The sequence below is a fragment of the Pseudovibrio sp. Ad46 genome (assembly GCF_001623065.1).
Classification (GTDB): Bacteria; Pseudomonadota; Alphaproteobacteria; order Rhizobiales; family Stappiaceae; genus Pseudovibrio.
This window is the reverse complement of record NZ_LMCG01000080.1, coordinates 65,183-89,143: the sequence shown is the minus strand read 5'-3', so window position 1 is coordinate 89,143 and position 23,961 is coordinate 65,183. Positions and strand designations below refer to the sequence as shown.

The 23,961-nt window shown below is 54.2% G+C and carries 18 protein-coding genes; 15 read left to right on the top strand and 3 right to left on the bottom strand.

From position 1 onward, the window contains the following. The first annotated feature begins 106 nt into the window (after nucleotides 1-106). From PsAD46_RS28840 to recN, 14 genes are all read left to right on the top strand, one after another. Nucleotides 107-3,808 carry a UDP-N-acetylmuramoylalanyl-D-glutamyl-2,6-diaminopimelate--D-alanyl-D-alanine ligase gene (locus PsAD46_RS28840; RefSeq protein ID WP_063308003.1) on the top strand — a complete coding sequence of 1,234 codons (3,702 nt, stop codon included), beginning with the start codon at nucleotides 107-109 and terminating at the stop codon, nucleotides 3,806-3,808. A gap of 10 nt (nucleotides 3,809-3,818) precedes the next feature. Further along, complete coding sequence (gene mraY / locus PsAD46_RS23765; protein ID WP_063289943.1) at nucleotides 3,819-4,913, top strand: phospho-N-acetylmuramoyl-pentapeptide-transferase; 1,095 nt, start codon at nucleotides 3,819-3,821, stop codon at nucleotides 4,911-4,913. A gap of 12 nt (nucleotides 4,914-4,925) precedes the next feature. After that, complete coding sequence (gene murD, locus PsAD46_RS23760; protein ID WP_063308002.1) at nucleotides 4,926-6,326, top strand: UDP-N-acetylmuramoyl-L-alanine--D-glutamate ligase; 1,401 nt, start codon at nucleotides 4,926-4,928, stop codon at nucleotides 6,324-6,326. Next, on the top strand, nucleotides 6,326-7,483 hold the full coding sequence (locus tag PsAD46_RS23755) for a putative peptidoglycan glycosyltransferase FtsW (RefSeq protein WP_063308001.1): 1,158 nt from the start codon (nucleotides 6,326-6,328) through the stop codon (nucleotides 7,481-7,483). The genes murD and PsAD46_RS23755 overlap by 1 nt, the downstream gene beginning before the upstream one ends. A 28-nt stretch (nucleotides 7,484-7,511) precedes the next feature. Next, the gene (gene murG / locus PsAD46_RS23750; RefSeq protein ID WP_057465726.1) at nucleotides 7,512-8,636 is read left to right on the top strand and encodes an undecaprenyldiphospho-muramoylpentapeptide beta-N-acetylglucosaminyltransferase; all 1,125 of its coding nucleotides are present in this window, start codon (nucleotides 7,512-7,514) and stop codon (nucleotides 8,634-8,636) included. After that, nucleotides 8,633-10,054: a UDP-N-acetylmuramate--L-alanine ligase gene (gene murC / locus PsAD46_RS23745; protein ID WP_063308000.1), complete on the top strand. Its 1,422-nt coding sequence runs from the start codon at nucleotides 8,633-8,635 to the stop codon at nucleotides 10,052-10,054. Before murG ends, murC begins: the two co-directional genes overlap by 4 nt. Beyond that, nucleotides 10,051-11,025: a UDP-N-acetylmuramate dehydrogenase gene (murB, locus tag PsAD46_RS23740; protein ID WP_057465727.1), complete on the top strand. Its 975-nt coding sequence runs from the start codon at nucleotides 10,051-10,053 to the stop codon at nucleotides 11,023-11,025. Before murC ends, murB begins: the two co-directional genes overlap by 4 nt. A gap of 46 nt (nucleotides 11,026-11,071) precedes the next feature. After that, on the top strand, nucleotides 11,072-11,998 hold the full coding sequence (locus tag PsAD46_RS23735) for a D-alanine--D-alanine ligase (protein WP_208980677.1): 927 nt from the start codon (nucleotides 11,072-11,074) through the stop codon (nucleotides 11,996-11,998). Beyond that, complete coding sequence (locus PsAD46_RS23730) at nucleotides 11,986-12,900, top strand: cell division protein FtsQ/DivIB (RefSeq protein WP_208982006.1); 915 nt, start codon at nucleotides 11,986-11,988, stop codon at nucleotides 12,898-12,900. Before PsAD46_RS23735 ends, PsAD46_RS23730 begins: the two co-directional genes overlap by 13 nt. Next, nucleotides 12,897-14,219, top strand: a complete 1,323-nt coding sequence (ftsA, locus tag PsAD46_RS23725; protein ID WP_063289938.1) for a cell division protein FtsA — start codon at nucleotides 12,897-12,899, stop codon at nucleotides 14,217-14,219. The genes PsAD46_RS23730 and ftsA overlap by 4 nt, the downstream gene beginning before the upstream one ends. 110 nt (nucleotides 14,220-14,329) lie before the next feature. After that, nucleotides 14,330-16,093, top strand: coding sequence for a cell division protein FtsZ (gene ftsZ / locus PsAD46_RS23720; RefSeq protein WP_057465729.1), 1,764 nt, complete (start codon nucleotides 14,330-14,332; stop codon nucleotides 16,091-16,093). Between the two features lie 247 nt (nucleotides 16,094-16,340). Continuing rightward, nucleotides 16,341-17,303: a UDP-3-O-acyl-N-acetylglucosamine deacetylase gene (gene lpxC / locus PsAD46_RS23715; protein WP_057465827.1), complete on the top strand. Its 963-nt coding sequence runs from the start codon at nucleotides 16,341-16,343 to the stop codon at nucleotides 17,301-17,303. A gap of 153 nt (nucleotides 17,304-17,456) precedes the next feature. Beyond that, the gene (locus PsAD46_RS23710; protein WP_057465730.1) at nucleotides 17,457-18,323 is read left to right on the top strand and encodes an outer membrane protein assembly factor BamD; all 867 of its coding nucleotides are present in this window, start codon (nucleotides 17,457-17,459) and stop codon (nucleotides 18,321-18,323) included. Between the two features lie 33 nt (nucleotides 18,324-18,356). After that, nucleotides 18,357-20,030: a DNA repair protein RecN gene (gene recN / locus PsAD46_RS23705; RefSeq protein WP_063307999.1), complete on the top strand. Its 1,674-nt coding sequence runs from the start codon at nucleotides 18,357-18,359 to the stop codon at nucleotides 20,028-20,030. A gap of 242 nt (nucleotides 20,031-20,272) precedes the next feature. Here the strand turns inward: recN and PsAD46_RS23700 are convergent, their stop codons facing one another. The 3 genes from PsAD46_RS23700 to PsAD46_RS23690 all read right to left on the bottom strand — a co-directional run bounded on the left by PsAD46_RS23700 (nucleotide 20,273) and on the right by PsAD46_RS23690 (nucleotide 22,351). After that, nucleotides 20,273-21,031 (bottom strand): ABC transporter permease, encoded by a 759-nt coding sequence (locus tag PsAD46_RS23700; RefSeq protein ID WP_063307998.1) that lies wholly within the window; start codon nucleotides 21,029-21,031, stop codon nucleotides 20,273-20,275. Next, complete coding sequence (locus tag PsAD46_RS23695) at nucleotides 21,028-21,711, bottom strand: ATP-binding cassette domain-containing protein (protein WP_063307997.1); 684 nt, start codon at nucleotides 21,709-21,711, stop codon at nucleotides 21,028-21,030. The genes PsAD46_RS23700 and PsAD46_RS23695 overlap by 4 nt, the downstream gene beginning before the upstream one ends. A 190-nt stretch (nucleotides 21,712-21,901) precedes the next feature. Further along, on the bottom strand, nucleotides 21,902-22,351 hold the full coding sequence (locus PsAD46_RS23690; protein ID WP_063307996.1) for a hypothetical protein: 450 nt from the start codon (nucleotides 22,349-22,351) through the stop codon (nucleotides 21,902-21,904). Between the two features lie 335 nt (nucleotides 22,352-22,686). Between PsAD46_RS23690 and PsAD46_RS23685 the strand changes: the two genes are divergently transcribed. Further along, entirely contained in the window at nucleotides 22,687-23,946 is a 1,260-nt protein-coding gene (locus tag PsAD46_RS23685; protein ID WP_063307995.1) for a glycosyltransferase family 87 protein, read from the top strand. Nucleotides 23,947-23,961: the final 15 nt, after the last annotated feature.

The following is a 23,961-nucleotide window of genomic DNA, read 5'->3' as shown; positions in this document are numbered from 1 at the left end:
GAATTGAATGAGGCAATACACGGAGATTTTGGGGAAATATGAAGACAATTGTTCTCCAAATCTGGTTTGCCACATTCATGTCTCATAGGCCGGACATATCGACGCTATGTTGCTTAAAGACCTTACAAAACAAGAGATAATCTCCGCCGAGGGCGATGGGCCAGACGGGGTTGATACTCTTAATATTTCGGGGCTTACTGCTGATAGTCGAGCAGTGGAGCCCGGTTTTGTTTTTGCTGCTCTCAAGGGCGCGAAAGTTGATGGTGCAAAGTTTATCGAGCAGGCCGTAGACGCTGGTGCTGCTGCCATTTTGATTGATGTGGACAGAATTTCTGATGATATCCGCAAGCAAGCCAAACAGGTTCCGCTGGTCGCTGCACAAGATGCGCGCCGGGAGCTTGCTTTGATGGCGGCTGTTTTCTCTGGCAAACAGCCTGAGAAGATGGTTGCTGTGACAGGCACTGCGGGCAAAACGTCTGTTGCTGTTTTCGTGCGTCAGATCTTTGAATATGCCGGGCTGGTTTCTGCAAGTCTTGGAACCATTGGTACTGTCACATCGACAGGGCAGAGCTATGGCGGCTTGACCACACCTGACCCTGTGTCTTTGCATGAAGACCTTAAGCGACTGGCCGAGGATGGGATCACCCATGCTGCGCTGGAGGCGTCCAGTCACGGGTTGGACCAGCATCGTCTTGATGGTGTGCACATTGTTGCAGCTGGTTTTACCAACCTTGGCCGAGACCACATGGACTACCACCCAACGGTGGAAGACTACCTTCAGGCAAAATTACGTTTGTTCCGCGATCTTTTGCCAGATGATGGTGTGGTTGTTGTTGATCCGGAAACGCAATTTGCTGACCGCGTTCTGGCGATTGCAGAAGAGCGCGGCCTCAAGACGTTTACGACTGGTGTTTTTGGCGATGATCTGAAAGTGCTTAGCGTTCAGCCAGAGGGCTTCAGTCAGGTTCTTGAGCTGGAAACGGCTGAGGGTGTGTTCTCTGTCGCCTTGCCGTTGGCAGGTGATTTTCAGGTGAGCAATGCCCTGATTGCTGCGGGGCTGGCTATTTCTGCTGGTGTGGAGCTTCAAACTGTTCTTGAAGCGCTGACTGTGCTGCGTGGTGCACCGGGCCGGATTGAGCATGTAGGTACACGTGAAAACGGCGCTCTGGTGTTTGTTGATTATGCTCATAAGCCGGAAGCGCTGGAGAATGTGCTTGCAGCCTTGCGCCCATTTGCGGCTGGTCGCCTGATCAGTGTGATGGGGTGTGGCGGTGATCGGGATGCGGGTAAACGTCCGTTGATGGGCGAGATTTCTGCTCGTCTTGCTGATGTTTCCATTGTGACTGATGATAATCCGCGCACGGAAGATCCTGACAAAATTCGTGAGGAGATTGTTGCTGCCTGTCCTGCCGCGCTTGAGATTGGGGATCGTGCACTTGCCATCCGTCAAGCGGTGAAGATGCTGCAGGAAGGCGATGTGCTTTGTGTGGCCGGTAAGGGGCATGAAACAGGGCAGATTGTTGGAACGGAAGTTCTGCCTTTCTCCGACCATGAAGAAATCCAGAAAGCGCTTGCAGAAGCTTCTGCTGAAAATGGTGGGTCTCCTGTTGCTGAGACTGATCTGCCTGAGATCTCTCTTGATCTGGATGAGATGGACCTGCTGGCTGATGAAGGTGATGAGCTGGCAGCTGTAGAAGCGCTGGATGATGATGATCTGTTGGCTGCGGTGCAGGCTGGCGTTGAGGAGCTGGAAGCTACTCTGCCGGAAAATCCTGATGATGCGCGTGATCAAGAGGAAGAAGACTGGCTGGCGCTGGAAGAAGATGTCCTGGGCGCTGATGATCTTGCCGATGCGGAACTGGCTGATGTTGAAAGCCATGATCCTGATTTTGGCAAGGATGGCTTCCCCAATGTTGCGGAAGATACACCGGATGCACTTGAAGACGAGCTGCTGGGTGATCTAGCGGCTATCGAAGCCGAAGCCGAAGCCGAAGCCGAAGCCGAAGCCGAAGCCGAAGAGAAACCTGAAGTCGCGGCAGAGAGTGCTGTTGAGCCGGAAGAAGCACCAAACGCGGATGCGGATGCATTTCTTGCGGATGAAGGTCTTGAAGAGGTTGCTCCGGAGGTCACGGAAGATGTATCGCAGTCCACTCAACCCGATGAGCAGGACGGCACTGAAGCAATAGGTGGGTTACCTGCTTCTGAGGAACCTGCTGAGACGGCTGAGACTGCTGCTTTTGAGCGTAAAACCGAAGAAAAACCAAAGCTCAAGTCAGCGATAGACAAGCCTGAGTGGACTATCGTCCCCCATATCAACCTATTGGACCCGGACATTAAGTCGGAATATGAGCGGCAAATGATTGAACTGCCTGAAATAGACCGTGGGCCGCTGTGGCTGCTTAACGATTTTCTGGAGGCAGTAGATGGGGATGTTTACGGTGATCTGAGTGATGACATAACCGGAATCTCCATTGATAGCCGGGTGATCCAACCCGGTGAAGCCTTCTTCGCGATCAAGGGCGAAAATTTTGACGGTCATGCGTTCGCAGGAACAGCTGTTGAGGCTGGTGCTGCTGTGGCTGTTGTTGCGCGTGAAAAGCTTGCTGAGCTACCGGAAGATGGCCGCTATGTGGCTGTTGATGATGTGCTTCAAGCGTTGGAGCGCCTTGGTGTGGCTGCTCGCGCGCGCTCGAAAGCTCGGATCATCGCGGTTACTGGTTCTGTTGGAAAAACAGGCACGAAAGAAGCTTTGCGTCTCTGCCTGTCAAAGTCCGGTATCACCCATGCACCTGTGGCGAGCTTCAACAACCATTGGGGTGTGCCGCTGACATTGGCGCGTATGCATGCTGATACTGAGTTTGGCATCTTCGAGATTGGCATGAACCACCGCGGTGAGATTACTCCACTGGTGAAAATGGTTCGTCCGCATGTGGCAATAGTGACCACTGTGGAGCCCGTGCATCTGGAAGCCTTTAACTCCGTTGAAGATATCGCGCGTGCGAAGGCTGAGATCTTCACTGGCATTGAAAAGGGTGGTGTGGCGATCCTGAACCGGGATAACCGCCAGTATGATTTGCTTCGTTATCTGGCAGCTGTGGCCGGGGTGCGGAACATTGTCAGCTTTGGCATGCAGCCGGGTGCTCAGTCCATTGCCAAAAAAGTGGCTGCAAACCCTGATTGTTCTTGTCTGAATGCCAATATTCTTGGGCAGGAAATCTCCTACAAGATCGGCGCTCCAGGCGCACACCATGTGATCAACTCACTGGGCGTGCTGACTGGGGTTATGGAGCTGGGAGCCAATCTGGCGTTTGCTGGTCTGGCTCTTGCAGAAATGTCTGCACCGAAAGGGCGCGGTGCGCAGACCGTTCTTGATGTGAATGGTGGCACGGCGTTGCTTGTTGACGAGAGCTATAATGCCAACCCGGCGAGTATGCGCGCTGCGATCAATCTGATGGCTGATCTGCCAGTTGCGAAGAATGGCCGTCGCATCGCCGTATTGGGAGATATGCTCGAATTAGGTGCAGATTCCGACAAGTTGCACGCAGACCTTGCGCGTGAACTGGAGCGCGCAAAGATCGACGTGGTTTATTGTGTGGGTACTCACATGAAGGTGCTCTGGGACCTGTTGCCTGCACAGACCAGAGGCGCCTATTCAGAGACCTCCGACAAACTGGAAAAAGACCTGTTGTCGGAAGTGCGTCCCAACGACATCGTGATGGTAAAGGGCTCCCTTGGAACCCGTATGGGTCCACTTGTGGATGCCTTGAAGAAACGTTTTCCTGAACCGGCTGCAACCGGTAAGTCCTGAGGTTGACTAAATGCTATATTTGCTGGCGGAGCTTTCAGAGGTTTATCCTTCCCTGTCTGCGCTGAATGTTTTTAAATACATTACGTTCCGTACCGGCGGCGCGATTATGACTGCTTTGCTGTTTGTGTTCCTGTTTGGCCCACGCATCATTGATGCGTTGCGTTCGCGTCAGGGGCATGGGCAGCCTATTCGTGAAGACGGACCTGCAAGCCATCTGCTGACAAAAAAAGGTACGCCAACCATGGGCGGCCTGATGATCCTTTCCGGGATGATTGTGGCGACGCTATTGTGGGCTGATCTTCGTAACCCCTACACCTGGATCGTTCTGGGTGTGACTGTTGGTTTCGGCCTTATTGGTTTTTATGACGACTATCTGAAAGTCACCAAGTCTTCGCACAAAGGCTTTGGCGGTAAAGCGCGTTTGGGTCTTGAGTTCCTGATTGCGGGTCTTGCGGCTTTTGCTGTGACACTGCTGGATGCCGAGCCATTTTCCACCAGCATCGGCTTTCCGTTCTTTAAAGAGCTGACGCTGAACCTTGGTCTGTTCTTCATCCCATTCGCTGCCTTTGTTGTTGTTGGCGCGGGCAATGCGGTGAACCTGACTGATGGTCTGGACGGCCTTGCGATTGTGCCGGTGATGATTGCTGCTGCCGCGTTTGGTCTGGTCGCATACCTGACTGGTAATGCTGTGTTCTCCAGCTATCTACAGATCCACCATGTCGCGGGCACTGGTGAGCTTGCTGTTGTGTGTGGTGCGGTGATTGGAGCAGGGCTTGGGTTCTTATGGTTCAATGCTCCACCTGCTGCGATCTTCATGGGTGATACGGGTTCTCTGGCTCTGGGCGGTATGCTGGGCGCGATTGCTGTTGCGACCAAGCACGAGATTGTTCTGGCGATCATCGGCGGTCTGTTTGTGCTGGAAGCGGTTTCAGTGATTGTACAGGTGGCGTCGTTCAAACTGACTGGCAAGCGCGTGTTCCGCATGGCGCCAATTCACCACCACTTTGAGCACCTGGGCTGGACTGAGAGCCAGGTGGTTATTCGGTTCTGGATCATTGCTGTTGTGCTGGCCCTTGTTGGTCTTGCCACACTGAAGCTGCGCTAGGAGGTTCGACACATGATCCCTATCCGTCATCTTGCAGGCAAAGAAGTCGCGTTGTTCGGGCTCGGAGGGTCCGGGCTTGTGACTGCGCGTGCGCTTGAGGCTGGCGGGGCTCGGGTTGATGTGTGGGACGATAATGAGGCCAGTGTTGCCACGGCTGAAGAATACGGGCTTGCTGCGATTGATCTGCGTGAGGCGGATATGTCCCGCTACGCAGCGCTTGTGGTTGCGCCGGGTGTTCCGCTGACGCATCCGACGCCGCACTGGAGTGTGGAGCGGGCGAGACAAGCTGGTATTCCGGTGATTGGGGATGTGGAGCTTTTCGTCAATGAGCGAGAAGCGGTTTGCCCTGAGGCACCGTTTGTTGCCATCACTGGTACCAACGGCAAATCCACCACGACTGCTCTGATTTCGTATGTGCTTAAAGAATGCGGCATGGATGTTCAGATGGGGGGCAATATTGGCCGTCCGGTTTTGGACCTAGAAGAATTTTCCGAGGATCGCGTCTATGTGGTTGAGGTCTCCTCCTACCAGATCGATCTTGCCCCAAGTCTTGTGCCGGATATCGGGGTGGTGATGAACCTGTCGCCGGACCATCTGGACCGGCATGGGAACATGGAGAATTATGCGTCCATCAAAGAGCGGATTGTTAAAGCGGCGCGTTTGGCTGTTGTCGGCGTGGACGATGAGTACAGTGCTGCCATTGCACAGCGCCGGGCGGAAAGCGGTGAGCCGGTTGAGCTGATCTCTTGTCTGGGGCCTGTTGAGTTTGGTGTTTATGCTGAAGACGGCAAGGTCTTTGAGGTTTTTGATGAAGAGCAGGTGGTTGTGACTGACCTGTCCTCCTCCAATACTTTGCGTGGCTCTCATAACGGGCAGAATGCATCTGCTGCTGTTGCGGTTTGTGCAGCGCTTGGGCTGGAACTTGATGAGATTGCAGCTGCGCTTGCGACCTTCCCGGGTCTTGCGCATCGTTTGATGCTGGTTGCTGAAGCAGGCAAGGTTTTGTTTGTGAATGACAGCAAGGCAACCAATGCGGAAGCTGCTGCCCACGGGTTGGCGGCATTTGACCGGATTTACTGGATTGCTGGTGGTCGTCCGAAGGCGGGCGGGATTTCTTCGCTTAAAGCCTACTTCCCGAAAGTCGTGAAGGCTTACCTGATTGGGGAAGCGGCGGAAGAGTTTGAGCAAGAGCTTGCCGGGGCTGTTGAGGCGCACAAGTTTGGCTCTTTGGAGCTGGCTGTTGAGGCAGCGGCGCAAGATGCTGCACGGGACAAAGGCAGTGAAGCGGTGGTTTTGCTGTCTCCGGCCTGCGCCTCGTTTGACCAGTTCAAGAGCTTTGAAGTTCGCGGGGATGCATTTGTGAGCGCGGCAGTTGCTGCAGCCAAAATGCTGAAAGGTGAGGGAGCACGCTGATGGTATCACGTACGGATCGTAGTGCATTTGCAGAATGGCTCTGGACGATTGACCGTTACATGCTGATCGGCATCTTCACGCTGATGGTGTCTGGCTTGGTTTTGTCCCTTGCCGCGAGCCCTCCTGTTGCCGAACGCCTCGGGCTTGAGAGCTTCTACTTTGTGAAGAAGCAGGCGCTTTTCCTTATTCCAAGCGCTGCCGTGATGCTGGGTGTTTCTGCGCTTTCACCACGCTATATACGCCGGGTGGCACTGGTGGTGTTCTGCGTGATGCTGGTGCTGCTGTTGGGCACGCTGTTTTTCGGGTCTGACATTAAAGGCGCGCGGCGCTGGGTGAGCTTGTTTGGTATTTCCATTCAGCCGTCAGAGTTTATCAAGCCAGTGCTGGTGGTAATCATTGCGTTTCTGTTGTCTGAGGGGCGTAAAGCCCAGGACATTCCGGGGCAGCTGATCTCCATTCTTCTGTTTGGCATTGTGGCCTCCATGCTCGTGGCGCAGCCTGACTTTGGGCAGACCATGCTGCTGACCATTGTGCTGTTTGCGCTGTTCTTCCTGAACGGGTTGTCCTGGCTGGCGATTGTGCCGCTTGGGATCATGGGCATTCTCGGCGTTGCAGCGGGCTTTACTTATCTGCCGCACGTTCGCGGGCGTATCATGCGTTTTCTGGATCCGTCTTCCGGTGACACTTACCAGATCGATAAAGCGATCGACTCCTTCATTGCCGGGGGGTGGCTTGGCCGTGGTGTGGGTGAAGGTACGGTGAAACGAATTTTGCCCGATAGTCATACGGACTTCATTTTTGCAGTGGCTGCGGAAGAATACGGCATCATTGTTTGTGTGGTGCTGGTGACCGTGTTTGCATTTGTCGTGCTGCGTGGCCTTTACATGGCAACACAGGATCAGGATCCGTTTGGCCGTCTGGCGTCTTCCGGTCTAATCGTCATGTTTGGCCTGCAAAGCACCATCAACATGGCGGTGAACCTCAATCTAATGCCTGCGAAGGGGATGACCCTTCCATTGATCTCATCAGGTGTGTCGTCGTTGATGGCGATTTCCCTGACGATGGGTTTTGTGCTGGCGCTGACGCGCAAACGTCCGCAACCGCGTAAGAACCCGATTATTACCGTTACCCGTGCTGCCCCTGTGCAGCCTGCCTAAAAGAGTTTTGCCTGTGTCGGAGAGTGAAATGAAGCCAAAGATTATGCTCACTGCTGGAGGAACGGGTGGTCACCTGTTTCCTGCACAAGCGCTGGCCTGCGAGCTGAAGCGCCGTGGGTATGGTGTTGAGCTGATCACGGACAGTCGCGCAGACAAGTATGGCAGCGCGTTTCCGGCAGATAACGTGCATCTGGTCAAAAGCGATACCATTCGCGGCAAGAACCCGATTTCTCTTGCCAAGACAGCAATCAAACTTGGCTTGGGTACGTTGCAGGCCATGAAAGCAATCCGCGCAGCTAAACCTGCTGCGATTGTTGGCTTTGGCGGGTATCCGACCTTTCCGCCAATGTTTGCTGGCCGTCTCTTAAGCGTTCCATCCATTTTGCATGAAGCCAATGCTGTGATGGGTCGGGCGAACCGGATGCTGGCCAAGGGTGCAAGTGCGGTTGCGACCAGTTTTCCGCTGAAAACACTGCCTGCTGATCTGGCTGCTAAAGCGACGATGACCGGCAATCCACTGCGTGACAATGTGATTGCGGTGTGTGGTCAGACTTATAACGCACCTGAAAAAGGCGGCGCTTTTCATCTGCTGGTGTTTGGTGGCTCGCAGGGAGCGCGTGTATTCTCTCAGATTTTGCCGGCTGCGTTGAAGCTGATGGCGCCGGAAGATCGCGAGCAGCTGGTCGTTGTGCAGCAGGCTCGCCCTGAAGATCTGGAGGGGCTTGAAAGCTCTTATCGCGAGATGGGTGTTGCCGCGCAGGTGGCGTCCTTCTTTACGGATTTGCCTGAGCGCATTGCGGCGGCTCATTTGGTTATCAGCCGTTCTGGTGCTGGTACTGTATGCGAGCTGGCAGCGATTGGGCGTCCTTCAATTTTAGTGCCTTTACCGGGTGCTCTTGATAACGATCAGGGCATGAATGCGAATGTGCTTGCTGAGGCAGGCGGCGCATGGCCGATCCCACAAAAAGAACTTGATCCGCAACGACTGGCCCGTGAGCTGAAAGAACTCATGGATAATCCGGGCCGTCTTGCACAGGCAGCACACGCAGCACAGGCGCAGGGCGCGCCGGAAGCTGTACAGCGCCTCGCGGATCTGATCGAAACACTTGTTGGTGCTGCACCGGCAACTGAACAGAAAGAGATTGCCTCATGAAAATGCCAGTAGACATTGGGGGAGTACACTTCGTCGGTATCGGCGGCATTGGCATGAGCGGTATTGCCGAGGTGTTGCATAATCTTGGTTACCGTGTTCAGGGCTCTGACATGTCTGAGAATGCAAATGTGCAGCGTTTGCGTGATAAGGGCATCAAGGTCATGGTGGGTCATGCTGCCGAGAACCTTGAGGGCGCTGATGTTTGTGTCATCTCTTCCGCAATCAAAGGCAGCAATGTTGAGCTGAAGGCTGCACGCGAAAACAACATGCCTGTTGTGCGCCGCGCTGAAATGCTGGCGGAGCTGATGCGCTTCAAGCAGGCGATTGCCATTGGCGGTACGCACGGCAAGACGACGACGACCTCTATGGTTGCGGCGCTGCTGGATGCTGGCCATATGGACCCGACTGTTATCAATGGCGGTATCATCAACGCTTACGGCACCAATGCCCGCATGGGTGAGGGTGACTGGATGGTGGTTGAGGCGGACGAGTCCGACGGGACATTCGTCAAGCTTCCTGCTGATATTGCTGTGGTGACCAACATCGATCCTGAGCATCTTGATCACTACGGCGACTTTGATGGTGTCCGTGCTGCGTTTGCCCAGTTCGTTGAGAACGTTCCGTTCTACGGCTTTGCGGTTATGTGTCTGGATCACCCAGAAGTGCAGAGCCTAGTGGGCCAGATTGAAGACCGCCGCATCATCACTTACGGCACCAACCCACAGTCAGATGTTCGCTTTACTGATGTCTCCACCAAGGGTGGCAAGTCCATCTTCACCGTGATCATTCATGATCGCCGCGGGGACAAGGTAACTGAGCTGAAAGATCTGGTGCTGCCAATGCCGGGTCTGCACAACGTGTCCAATGCGACGGCTGCAATTGCTCTGGCGCATTCTCTCGGTATTTCTGATGCGAACATCCGCAAGGGGCTGGCAAGCTTTGGCGGAGTGAAGCGCCGCTTTACGCACACTGGCTCCTGGAACGACGTAGAGTTCTTTGATGACTACGCGCATCATCCGGTTGAGATTAAGTCCGTCTTGCATGCGGCGCGTGAAGCAGCTGAAGGTAAGGTGGTTGCTGTGATGCAACCGCACCGTTTTACGCGCCTGCAGAGCCTGTTTGAAGATTTCTGTGCCTGCTTCAATGATGCAGACAAGGTTGTGATTACACCTGTGTTTGCGGCTGGTGAGCAGCCGATTGAAGGGGCTGGTCAGGCTGATCTGATCTCTGGTCTGCGTGCTGGTGGTCACCGTTCGGTTCACAGCATTGCTGGTCCTGATGAGCTGGCTGGTAAGATTGCGGAGCTGGCGGAGCCGGGTGATCTGGTGATTTGCCTTGGTGCAGGGAACATTACCCAGTGGGCTTACAAGTTGCCTGTAGAGTTGGAAGCGCTCTCTCCCAAAGGAGAGACTGTATGAGCCAAACTGTAAGCTACCCTGATCTCCTGCCGCTTCTTGGTGATGCTGTCGAAGACATTCGCGGTCGCATGATCCCGAACCAGTTGCTTTCTGCTGTGACATGGTTCCGTGTGGGAGGTCCTGCGCAGTTGATGTTCCAGCCTGCTGATGAGGCAGATCTGGCTGTGTTCATGAAAGCACTGCCAGAGGATGTGCCGGTGACTGTGGTTGGGCTTGGTTCCAACTTGCTGGTGCGTGATGGTGGCATTGAAGGTGTTGTTATTCGTCTGCCAATCCGCGGGTTTGGGCAGGTTGAATACCTTGGCAGCCATAAGTTGCGGGCAGGGGCGTGCGTTCCTGACAAGAAGCTGGCGGAAGAAGCGGCCAAGACGGGCACGGGTGGATTTGCATTCTACACCGGTATTCCAGGTGCTGTTGGTGGCGCCTTGCGCATGAATGCAGGGGCTCATGGGACAGAGACAAAGGACCGTGTTGTTAACGTTAACGCGGTGACACGATCCGGCGAAATCCTAACTCTTTCCAATGAGGAAATGGGCTATGCGTATCGCCATTCTTCTGCGTCAAAGGACCTGATTTTTACCAGTGCGGTGTTTGAAGGTTTTGCGCAGAGTGAAGACGAGATTCGCGCAGAAATGGCTGAAGTTGTTGCTCATCGTGAGAAAGCACAGCCCATTCGCGAGAAAACCGGTGGTTCCACTTTCAAAAATCCTGACGGCAACAGTGCCTGGAAGGTGGTTGATGCGGCTGGATGTCGTGGATTGCAGATCGGCGGCGCAAAAATGTCGGAATTACACTGCAACTTTATGTTGAACGTTGCAGACGCTACCGCTCATGATTTGGAAATGCTTGGCGAGACCGTTCGCCGGGATGCTCTGGCAAAGACAGGGACGCGTCTGGAATGGGAAATCAAGCGTCTTGGGGCGTTTGTGGACGGAGCGGCGATTGAGCCGTTTTTGGGTAAAGCGGGCTAATTCCGTTCACGTGTTGTTTTAGGCGTTTAAATCAGGATTGGGTTTTGTGATGACCAAGCATGTTGCAGTTTTGATGGGTGGATGGGTTGCTGAGCGGCCTGTTTCTCTGTCTTCAGGCAAAGACTGTGCGGACGCTCTGGAAGCGGCTGGTTATCAGATCACGCGTGTGGATGTTGACCGCAACATTTCTGCTGTGCTTCAGGAGCTGAAACCGGACGTGGCATTCAACGCGCTGCATGGGCCGTTTGGTGAAGACGGAGCTATTCAGGGTATTCTGGAAGTGCTCGATATTCCCTACACCCATTCCGGGGTGATGTCGTCTGCGCTTGCCATGCATAAGGAAAAGGCGAAGGCCGTGATGAAGGCTGCCGGTGTTCCGGTTGCCAATGCCATTGTGGCCAGTCGCGCTGATGCTGCGCGCCGTCATGTGATGGAGCCGCCTTATGTGATCAAGCCAATCAACGAAGGATCGTCCTTCGGTGTGCTGATTGTGAAGGAGGGGCAAGAGCATCCTCCGCAGGAATTGACACGCGAAGATTGGCAGTATGGTGATTTGCTCATGGTCGAGCGTTACATCCCAGGCCGCGAATTGACGTGCGCGGTGATGGGTGATGTGGCGTTAGGGGTACTAGAAATTGTACCGCTGGGTCACACTTATTACGATTATGATGCAAAATACGTCCCAGGCGGTTCACAACACATACTTCCTGCGGAAATTTTACCATCTGTTTACCAAGAAATACAAAAATCAAGTCTCAAGGCACATCAGGCTCTGGGGTGTCGCGGCGTTACACGCGCCGACTTCCGTTTTAACGAAGGACCCGGTGGCCTAGGAGAACTGATTTGTCTTGAGGTGAACACTCAACCCGGCATGACGCCAACATCACTGCTCCCGGAAATCGCGGCACATGCCGGACATGATTTCCAAGAATTGGTGAGTTGGATCGTGGAGGACGCAAGTTGCGGAAGATAAAGGCAAAATTTGATGCATTGCGGGAACGCACAGGCATCTGGAGCTATCGCTTCAGAAGTCGTGGCGTATCGCGTTTGCACCAGAGACCCGCTTGGGGGGTCACTGGATTTTTTGCACTTATCCCATCCTGGGCACCAACTGCGAGTGCTTTTGGCTTCCTTGCTTTGTCCGCTGCCTATGGCATTACGCTGGGTGGACACGCCCGTAATGTGAGCGAATCAGTTACATCCTCCGTCGGTTTCGCGGTGAACGAGATCAAAATGGAGGGTTTGCAGCGTGTTACCGAGTTTCAGGTGCTGGAAGCGCTTGAACTTCACGAACGTCCTTCTTTGATGTTGTTTGATGCGGCTGACGCGAAAGAGCGTCTGGAAGGTATTGCCTGGATCCGGAATGCGGCCATCCAGAAGTTCTACCCCGGTACGCTGCGTGTGATGATCAAAGAGCAAGAGCCTTATGCGCTCTGGCAGCGTGGGGACATTACGTCTGTCATCACCAAAAAAGGCGAGGTCATCACCGATGAGGTGGATGGCCGTTATGCGAATTTGCTTCGCGTGGTCAATCACGGTGCGCAGCTGCGTGCTGGTGAGATCATGAGCGAGCTGGACAATTTCCCAGGTATTCGTGCCCGGGTGCGCGCTGCAAAGCTGCGCTCCGAACGACGCTGGGATCTTGCCCTGGAAAACGGAATTACAGTGCGTCTGCCAGAATTTGATGTTGGCGATGCGCTGGCGGAACTTAAGAAGCTGGATGATCAAGGTGGTTTGCTCTCCCGCGATATCGTCGCGGTGGACCTGCGTTTGCAGGATCGCGTTGTGGTGCGTCTTTCGGATGACGCCGCCATTCGCCGCAAAACCACCATCGAGCAACGGGGTACGCCCTCCAACTCCGGGAGGGACACATGAGCTCGAATAAGAACGTGATTTTTCTGCCGCGGATGCGGCCTTTGCCGAGCCGCAGATCTGTTGTGGTTTCTGTGCTGGACGTCGGCTCCACGAAAGTGTGCTGTATTATCGCGAAATTGGTGCCTGGCGACGAGGAAGACCTGATGCCGGGCCGTTCGCATGGCATTGAGGTGCTGGGATACGGGTATCAGGCGTCTGCTGGCATGAAGTCCGGCGTTGTTGTGGACATGGATCAGGCTGAGCAGGCGATCCGCCGCGCGGTTGATCAGGCCGAGCGTATGGCCGGTGTGATGGTGGAAACGCTGCTGGTGACTGTCAGCTGTGGCCGTCTGCAGAGCGAGATCTTCTCCGCCACTGTGCCGCTTGGAACTGAAGGTGTGACTGAGGCCGATATTCAGCGTGTGCTGGCGGCGGGTTCTACCCATACGGCGACCGAGGGACGGGCGGTGATGCATGCGCTACCGATCTCCTACGGGCTGGATGGCAACCGCGGCATTCGTGATCCGCGCGGCATGATGGGCCGCAAGCTGGGCGTGGACATGCAGGTGGTTTCTGCAGAAGTACCGCCAGTGCGTAATCTGGAGCTTTGTATTGAGCGTGGACACCTGCAAGTGGAGTCACTGGTTGCGACGCCTTACGCAGCAGGCCTTTCCACGCTGGTAGAAGACGAGATTGAGCTGGGTGTTGCCTGTATTGATATGGGCGGTGGCACAACCACGCTTTCGATTTTTGTTGATGGTCAGATGGTGCATCTGGATGCGCTGGCTGTTGGCGGTAATCACGTCACCATGGACGTGGCGCGCGCGCTCTCCACTCGGATGGAAGCTGCTGAGCGTTTGAAAGTTTTACATGGGTCTGCGCTGCCAAGTGTGGTGGATGACCGTGATTTTATTCAGGTGCCGCCCGTGGATACGGATGGCGATCTGCCAACGCAGATCCCCCGGGCGATGCTGACGCGGGTTATTCGCCCGCGCGTTGAAGAGATATTGGAGATGGTGCGAGACCGGATTGTCGCTTCTGGTTTTGCAGGCCGAGTGGGTAAACGTGTTGTGCTGACAGGCGGGGGCAGTCAGTTGACTGGCCTTTCTGAAACGGCACGACGCATTCTTGGGCGCAGTGTGCGTCTGGGGCGTCCGCTGGGTATCTCCGGTTTGCCAGAGGAAGCCAAGGGTCCGGCGTTCTCGGCAGCTGTGGGCCTGCTGATTTATCCGCAGGTAGCACAGATTGAGCAATTCGAACCCCGGCACCAACGCCGTGGCCTTAAGGGGCGCGGGAGCTATCTGGCTCGGGTTGGTCAGTGGATTAGAGAAAGTTTCTAGTGGGGATCGCATAACCCCCACTATCACGAGTTTCGCCAGATGCGGCGGACGCACGAGAGGAAGAACGACATGCCCGACTTCGGGCATGTTATTAGGGTCGCGAGGTTAATATGACAATCAACCTGAAAATGCCTGATATTCAGGAATTGAAGCCCAGGATCACCGTATTCGGTGTTGGTGGCGGTGGCGGAAACGCCGTAAATAACATGGTAACGAGCGGTCTTCAGGGCTGTGACTTTGTTGTTGCTAATACGGATGCACAAGCATTGGCTCTTTGCCAGGCTGAGCGTGTTATCCAGATGGGCGTTGCTGTTACGGAAGGCTTGGGCGCTGGTTCCCAGCCTGAAGTTGGTGCAGCTGCTGCAGAAGAAGTTATTGACGAGATCAACGATCACCTGTCCGGCTCGCATATGGTGTTTATCACCGCGGGTATGGGTGGTGGCACCGGTACCGGTGCTGCGCCAGTTGTTGCTCGAGCTGCGCGTGAACAAGGTATACTGACCGTCGGTGTGGTTACCAAACCCTTCCAGTTTGAAGGGTCCAGACGTATGCGTGTTGCCGAAGCCGGCATCGAAGAGTTACAGCGTAATGTTGATACTCTTATTGTTATTCCAAACCAGAATCTGTTCCGCATTGCGAATGCACAGACCACCTTTGCTGACGCCTTCTCCATGGCTGACCAGGTGCTGTATTCCGGTGTAGCGAACGTCACTGACCTGATGGTCAAAGAAGGTCTCATCAACCTCGATTTTGCTGATGTACGCTCCATAATGCGTGGCATGGGTAAAGCGATGATGGGTACCGGTGAAGCATCCGGCGAACAGCGTGCCATTCAGGCTGCTGAAGCTGCGATTGCGAACCCGCTGCTTGACGAGACTTCCATGAAGGGCGCGCGCGGTCTGCTTATCTCCATCACTGGTGGTAACGACCTGACGCTGTTTGAAGTTGATGAAGCTGCAACTCGTATCCGCGAGGAAGTAGACCCAGAAGCGAACATCATTCTTGGTGCGACCTTCGATGAATCTCTGGACGGTATTATCCGCGTTTCTGTTGTTGCCACCGGCATCGACAAAGAGCTGCGTGAAGATATCTCTCCTGCAGAGGTTCGTATGGCTGAACTCACAGAGCGTCTGCAGAGCGCTACTACGCCTACGCCCAGTCCAGCGGTAGCTGCGCCGGTAGAAGTAGCTCCTGCACCCACCCCAGTTCGTGCGATGCGCGCGATGGGCTCCGCAGCAGCCGAAACACTTATGCACTCTGAGCCGGTTGCTGTTGCAACTGACCCGGAAGTGGAAATTTCTCCTTATCAGTCTCGTCGTTATGAGCCTGTGCAGGAATATGATGCACTTGAGGAACCAACGCAGGCTTTTGATGAGCCTACCAATATTCCTGAGCCATTTATTCCACCTGTTGCACAAAAGGTAGAGCCTCAGACACGTATGCCACGTGTTGAAGACTTTCCGCCAATTGCACAGCGTGAAATTCGTGCGCGCACGGATGCTCCTGCTGCAGCGCCTGCACCACAGCCGGCATCTGCAACTCCTCAGCCAGCACCAGCCACTATGGCCCAGCAGGTTGAAGAGCATGATGAGCATCACATGGAAGAAGAGCGTCGCCCAATGGGTCTTCTACGCCGTCTGACTGGTGGTCTTGGCCGCCGTGAAGACGAGCACATGGAGCACCATGAGCCAGTACAGGCAGATGCGTTTGCTGAGGCTCCACGCCAGCCAGCAGCGCCTCGTCCAACCGAGCCTCAGAATCACGGTGCAGCCGGGACTCTGGACGCTGGTGGACGCCCTGCGCCTGCACGCTCACAAATGATCGAAGATGATCAGTTGGAAATCCCGGCGTTCCTGCGCCGCCAAGCCACCTGATTATCAACAGAACTCGCGCCTCTCGAGCAGCAATCCGGATTTTTCCGGGTTGCTGCTTTGCGTTTTTAAATGGAATTGTCGGTAAATGTACCTAAAATTTTCAGGACGTTACAAACCGTAATAAAGCTTTATTTTATTTGGTAAGCTCCAAGAGCTATGTTCCAGCCAACCCGCAGAGGGTATTCGAAAGTAGTGGCTCGTGAGGTTCAGTATGTACCTGGAGCGGAATGATAAAGGCTGGAACAATATGGGAATGCGTGTCGAAAAACAGACAACGCTTGCGGACAGTGTAACCTTGAATGGTATTGGGGTTCACTCTGGCGGTCCAGCTTCCATTACACTTCACCCAGCAGACGCGAACTCCGGCATTGTTTTCCATCGTAGCACCAAGGGTGGCTACGTGCAGACGGAAGCAAACTGGAAGGAAGTCACTGCAACATCTTTGTGCACCGTACTTGGTGATCCTCATGACAGCGGCATCTCTACCGTTGAGCACCTGATGGCTGCTCTGCGCGGTATGGGCGTTGACAATGTGACCGCTTATATTGACGGACCTGAGATGCCAATCATGGATGGTAGCTCCGAAGCATTCGTTGAAGCTATCGACCGCGTTGGCCTGAAAACGCTCGGCACAAAGCGTCGCTTTATTCGCATCAAAGAAAAAGTTCGTTACGTTTCCGGTGATCAGTGGTGTGAACTCAACCCGTTTGACGGCACCCGTTTTGACATCACCATCGATTTTGATCACGAGAAAATTGGTTGTCAGCAGCTCAAGTTTGACCTAACACCTGATTACTTCCGTGATGAAATTTCCCGTGCCCGTACCTTTGGTAGTGTGCAGGATGTTGAGAAGCTCTGGAAGCTTGGCTTTGCCATGGGCTCTTCCTTAGAGAACTCCGTCGCTCTTGACGGTGATCGCGTTCTGAACCCTGAAGGAACCCGTTGGGCAAACGAATTCGTACGTCACAAAAGCCTTGATGCGATCGGTGATCTTGCTCTTGCTGGTCTGCCTATTTTGGGTGAGTACCGCTCTTACAAAGGTGGTCACCGTATGAATCACTGCATCCTTGTGGAGCTTTTCAAGAACCCGGATGCTTTTGAAATTGTCGAAGCTGATGTTGCTCTGGTAGATCGTCATGCACGCGAAAAAGGTCATGCCGAGTTGATTGGCGGACTGCAGGCTGCAGCATTTGGCCCTAACGTCTCCTGAGGCTAAAATAGTTATTCAACGGTTTTTGCCTCTATTCCGACATAAATTCGAGGCAAATGCTGTGGTACTACGTGACGTTATCCAAACATTGAGATAGAAGCGTGAACTGGGAGGGATTTTACCCGAATCCCAACACGATAGGAGTCGGAAACATTGCTGCGTTCAGATGCTGCCGGGACTGCTTTGGGGGCTAATCGCCTCAAAAGAGCGATTAGATATACCTCTTTGGCGATGGCACTCGTTATTGCGGGCTGTGCAACCAAGGATGATGTTGATGATCTTGCGCTGGATGAAACTCCTGCGGAAGTGATGTTCAATGAAGCTTTGGCTCTTCGTGCATCTGGCGACGTTCAAGCGTCTGCGAAAAAGTTCTACGAGCTTGACCGCATCTATCCTTACTCCGAATTCGCGCGTAAATCGCTGATCAACATTGCTTACCTGAACTTCAAAATGGGTAAGTATCCTGAAGCGATTTCCGCTGCTGAGCGCTTTACCTCGCTTTATCCTGGTAACGATGATTCCGCCTACGCGCTCTTCATTATTGGTGAGTCCTACTTCCGTCAGATCCCAGATGTGGGTCGTGACCAGGCTGTGACCGCCAAAGCATTGGATGCAATGCGTGAAGTTGTTCAGCGTTATCCAGATTCTGAATACACCAAGCAGGCTCGTCAGCGTATCCGCGCGACGGAAGATCAGCTGGCTGGTAAGGAAATGGAAGTTGGCCGCTACTATCTGGCGCGCCGTAACTACCTTGCCTCTATCAACCGCTTCAAGACTGTGGTGAGCAATTATCAGACCACCCGTCACGTTGAAGAAGCGCTCTATCGACTGACCGAAAGCTATTATGCACTTGGTGTGACGAACGAAGCACAGACAGCTGCAGCGGTGTTGGGACACAACTTCCCGCAGAGCCAGTGGTACAAAGATGCGTTTTCTCTTTTGAAAAAGGGCGGTCTGGAGCCTCATGAGAACAAAGGCAGCTGGCTTAGCAGGGCATTTGGGGATATGAAACTCCTTTAAGCCTTTCAAGGAATCGGAGTTTCCTAGACTACCATGCTGGCATCGCTTTCTATTCGGGATATCGTTCTCATTGATAAGCTGGATTTGCATTTCAGCGACGGCATGAGTGTTCTGACGGGTGAAACCGGTGCAGGTAAGTCTATTCTTCTCGACAGTTTAAGCCTCGCCCTTGGTGGGCGAGGAGACGCCGGACTGGTTCGGCATGGTCAGGACCGCGGTCAGGTGAGCGCGGTTTTCGACGTTCCAATGGTCCATCCTCTGCGCACCCTTCTTCAGGAAAATGAACTAGAGCACGACAGCGACATCATCTTGCGCCGTGTTCAGGCGTCTGATGGACGTACCCGTGCGTTTGTGAATGACTCGCCCGTGAGTGCTGGTCTGCTGCGGCAGATCGGAGAGTTGCTGGTTGAGGTTCATGGGCAGCATGACGACCGCGCCCTGATTGATCCTGAGAGCCATCGTCAGCTGCTGGACAGCTTTGGCGGTTTGGAAGGTGATGCTGCAAAGGTTGGGCAGAGCGCGAAAGCGGTCCGCACTACCGAGAAAGCCCTGAAAGATCATGTTGCGCGCATTGAAGAAGCCCGCCGTGAGGCGGATTATCTACGCTCCAGTGCTGATGAACTGAGCGCGCTTGATCCTCGTGACGGAGAAGAGAACGAGCTTGCTTTGCGTCGTCAGGATATGATGCAGGTGGAGAAGATTGCAGGCGATCTGCGCGAGGGCTATGAGGCACTTGACGGACCAGCCTCTCCAATCCCTGAGCTTTCCAGTTTGTTGCGCCGTCTTGAGCGTAAGGTTGATCTGGCGCCCAACTATCTGACAAGTGTGGTTGAAGCCATCGGCGGGTCTCTGGACCAGCTGGAGGAAGCGCGCGGTGGTTTGGAGCAGGCGCTGCGTGACACGGATTTTGACCCGCAAGAGCTGGAGCAGACGGAAGAACGTCTGTTCGCATTGCGGGCTGCGGCTCGCAAGTATTCTGTACAGCCGGATGACCTTGCTAAACTGCGGGCCCAGATGGAAGGTGACCTTTCTGATCTGGATGCAGGTGAGGAGAAATTACAGGCGCTGGAAAGCGCTGTAGAGGCTGCCAAGCAAACCTATGACAAGCTGGCGGCGGCGCTGTCAAAGAAGCGTCAGAAAGCTGCTAAAGGCCTTGAGGCTGCGGTTCATGCTGAGCTTCCGGCACTAAAGCTGGAACGGGCGCGGTTTATCATCAATATCGAGAGTGATGTTGAACAGCGTGGGCCGTCCGGTATCGACACTGTCGAGTTCTGGGCGCAGACCAACCCGGGTACTCGTCCGGGGCCTATGTTCAAGGTTGCTTCGGGTGGTGAACTCTCCCGTTTCCTGCTGGCGCTGAAGGTGTCGCTGGCAGATAAGGGCTCGTCTCCGACACTGGTGTTTGATGAGATCGACACGGGTGTTGGCGGTGCCGTGGCTGAAGCGATTGGCGTGCGTCTTGCCCGCCTTGCGAACAGTGTTCAGGTGCTGACGGTGACGCATGCACCGCAAGTGGCAGCGCGTGCCAATGGTCACTTCCTGATCCGCAAGGATGAGGTGGAGAAGGACCGTGTGGCGACACGTGTGACTGAGATCGCCGAGGGTGACCGACACGAAGAGATTGCCCGTATGCTCGCCGGTTCCACCATCACCGAAGAAGCCCGTGCCGCTGCAAAACGCCTGATGGGCCAGGAAGAGCTGATTTAAGCCTCCTACTTTGATCGGAATTCCTGCAACGCATAAGGGTAAACTTGATCCTCTCCTATGGTAAGTTATTGACTTACTTATAGTCTCAGGTGCCTGGAATCTCGTCTCCGACGATGCACAGGTAGACTGTCACAAAGTAATTGCCCGTATGTTGGCTCATTCCATCAGACCGAAAAAGCTCAGGCCCTCCCGCAAAATCGCTGATGGCCAAGAATTGCCGGTGTAAGACTCTTTGTCTCTGATCACTCGTACTCTGGCTCCATATAGATGGTGAAGCGGAGGGCGAGGATGATGGCGAGGGTTTGGGTTGCGGAGATGCCGAGCATGATGGCGATCTGGTACTGGACTGCCTCGATCGGGTTGAAGCCGCCGAGAATCTGACCTGTCATCATTCCCGGCAGCGAGACCAAACCCAGTGTTGCCATGCTGGCGATAACGGGGGAGGCGGCTGCGCGCAGGGAGGCTTTGACGAGTGTTCGCCGGGCTTCCAGTTTGGTCGCGCCCATGGTGGTGAGCAGCTCGATGTGTTCCTTATCTTCCGGTGTTCTCAAGTTGAACCGGCGCAGGGCGATGACCAGTGACCCCAGAGCGTTGCCGAGCAGCATGCCGGCGATTGGGATTGTGACCTGTGCAGAGTACCACGGCACAGGACGGCTGAAGATTACGATGAACATCAGCAGCACTGGCAGCATGGCAATGAGTATAGCTGCCGTGAGCGGGGCTGTTGATTTGAGGCGGGGCATTTGTGCGCGGCCAGCCGAGGTGATTGCAGCAATTGTTGCCATGGCAACCAGCCAGAGCAGGTTAAGGGCCAGATTGTCCAGATCGAAGACGGTTTGCAGATAGAACCCGATAACCAGCAGCTGAATGCTCATGCGGGCAATGGATATTGCCAGATCCCGTGAAAGGTCCCTCAGACCCATGGTCCACAGCAGGGACAGTGGGATGATTGCTATGAGATAAAAGAGAGCCAGATCACTCCATGCGACATTTGAGGTCATTGCACGCGCTCCTGTGAGCCTGGCTGTGCTGGTTCTGGCAGTTCAATTACCTGATCAATCTTGCTTTGAAGGTGGGCGTCGTGGGTGACAGCCAGCAGTGTCTTGGTGTTTTCCATCAAAAGGTCACCACAGGCGAGGGCATGGGCTTTGTCGAGGGCTGCTGTGGGTTCGTCTGCAATCCATAAAGGGCGTTGCAGAAGCAGCGCGCGGGCGAGCGCGAGGCGTTGACGTTCGCCGCCAGAAAGGCTGCTTGTCGCCTGATCGAGTGCTGCGTTGGGCAGGCCCGCTACGTTAAGAGCCTGAAGCATCTGAGTATCTGATGGCTTGCGTTTGTGATTGGCTTGCAGCTCAAACGGTGCCAGCAAGGCCTCGCGAATATGGTCTGCCAGAGGGCTCACGCGTTGAGGGAGCCAGTTAAGCTGTTTGTGGAGCTGCGTTCGTCCTCCCGCTGTGTAAGAGAGGCCATTGAAGAGCAGCTCGCCTGCCTCCGGTTTATCCAGCCCTGCGAGAATGCGCAGGAGAACCGTTTTGCCACGACCGGAAGGGGCACGGAGGCACAGTTTATCGCCTTCATACAGCTTGAACGAATAGGCGTGAAAGAGCTGGCGCCCTTGCTTGATGACTGAGATATTTCGGGCCTCGATAAGAGGCACACGCTCTGCGTCCTGAGGGGCGGCCATTGGAACTCCTGATTGCAGGAGCGAGAGTTCCCTAGTTGCCTTGGAAAATCAAGGAGGGAGTGGTGGCCATGGTGTTTTGAGAGTGGACCTTATTTGGGTGAGCCAAGGTCATGTGCTGCTTGTGCTCTCATGGAGCTGTTGAATGTAAGGGGCATGGTCTGATCCGATGCCCCTCACTGACGTTGCCCGATTAAGAAGTCGGGGTTTTCGCCTTGTTCATCAGTTTGATCTCAGCAGGGGTCAGCTTACGGGAGCCTTTGCCGCGCTTGAGATTGAAAGTAACCGGGTTTGGATAGTGATCCAGAGTTGCGCCTGTTACTGCGTCAACACCAACACCAATAACACCACCAAGGATAATGTTGCCAGCCATGCCTGCTGCACCCTTGCCGCTGACGCGGGTCTGAACATCGATAACCTGAGACTGGTAGCCCGGTGCAGATGCAGTCAGAGTGAATTCTTTTTTACGCGGTACGTTGATCACGCAAGGTCCAACACAAGTATGCGCTGTTGTTGATGTGATTTTCGCGTTCGCTGGCTTTACATCGATTTTGATGTCTTCAGATGTGCCGCGAACAACTGTGCCGCAACCGGCCAAGAGAATGCTGGATGCTACGACGCCAGCTACAAAATAGGATTTCATTTCCCAACTACCCCAAATTTACGTTGAGGCTAATTAGGCAGATGTCACAATTCAGTCAAATTCCTTAATGAATTTTTCTGGTGATATCTTTACCGATAGGTTGCATGTTTACAATCTGTTAAATTTTTAGGAGACTCTGAAATAAGTAGAATTTCTCATCCTTTTCTCGCGAACACTGTTTCATTTCCCTAAAAGAATCTTAAATTACGTAGCGTATTCAAATAATTAACTTGGTATCTTCTAAACTCTCCGGCAACCAAGACTTTATACTTGCGCATATTCTCATCCGAAAACCGGAACCACTTACGGGGATATGCATAGATGGAGGCCGGTAGATGTTTATCTCGTTCGCCCGCTTACAGATCTATTTTGTCATCGCGCTGCTGCTGATTGTGGTGGTTTATCCGCTGTATCTGTTTGGATCGGTGATGGGCCTTGACGGATTCGATCTGCGCAGGGTGGGGGGCGACTTCTACCAGTTCCTGCTTGCCTCTCGCATGGCTGTGGCGGGGCAAGCTGCGCAGCTTTATGACTTTGGCTGGTTTTATGATGAAGTACAGCGCAATGTTGCTGGTGGCTCCGGCTTTTACGCGTGGGTGCATCCGCCAAGTCTGCTGGTCTTTCTGGTTCCGCTGTCTGGGTTGACCTACCTGCAGGCTTATAGCCTTTGGATGGGGATGGGAGCTTTGCTCTCGTTGTCTGTCGCCTTTAGCCGTAAAGCGCCCATTCGTGCATTCACCTTTTTCATTTTTGCTCCTGCAACACTGGTGAACCTGTTTTACGGCCAGTTTGGCATGCTGGCGGGCGGGTTCCTTTATGGCGGGCTGCGCTTGCTGGACCGGCATCCGGCATGGGCGGGTGTGTTGCTTGGCTGTGTTTCCATCAAGCCTGAATTGTTCATGCTGATCCCGATCATATTGATTGCCCATCGCAGTATCATCGCGCTGTGCGCGTGTGTTGCGACAGTGGCGTTCCTTGTTGATGCCTCGGCTGTGTTCTTTGGGTCCGGTCTTTGGTGGATCTATCTGGATACGGTTCCGTCCTTGCTGGCAACTGTCATGGACCAGGGTGAGGGCAGCTTCCTTTATCTGATCCCATCTGCGTTTGGGGCGATGCGGGCTCTCGGGTTTTCTGCGACGGCTGGATATCTGGTGCAATTGCCTTTCACTATTCTGGCGTTCGTGGTGGTGTTCTGGCTGTTTATGCGTGAGCGTGAACCGATTGCCCGCAACCTTGCTGTGACGCTGTGTGTTTTGCTTGCAACGCCTTTCCTGTTCCTCTGGGACTATGCAGTGCTTTCTCCGGCGCTCTACCTTTATGCGACACGCACTGGTCTGTTTGATGATGACGCGAATTCTCCGTTTGTAGCGCCGCTCTTATTGTTTGCGGTTTATCTTTTGCCAATCGTCAATATTGCGCTGGCGGCTCATGGCTTCCCGGTGGGGCCAATCTTCACGGCGCTGGCGTTGGCTGCTGTGTTAACGCGGATGGTTGGTATTGATCAGATGCAAGTTAGTGTAGGGGATGAACCAGAGGAGGGGGATAACTCCCTTTCTGATGAGCGTGAAAAGGATGAAGGGCTCGGGACAACCTGAGCCTTGGCCGTCCGT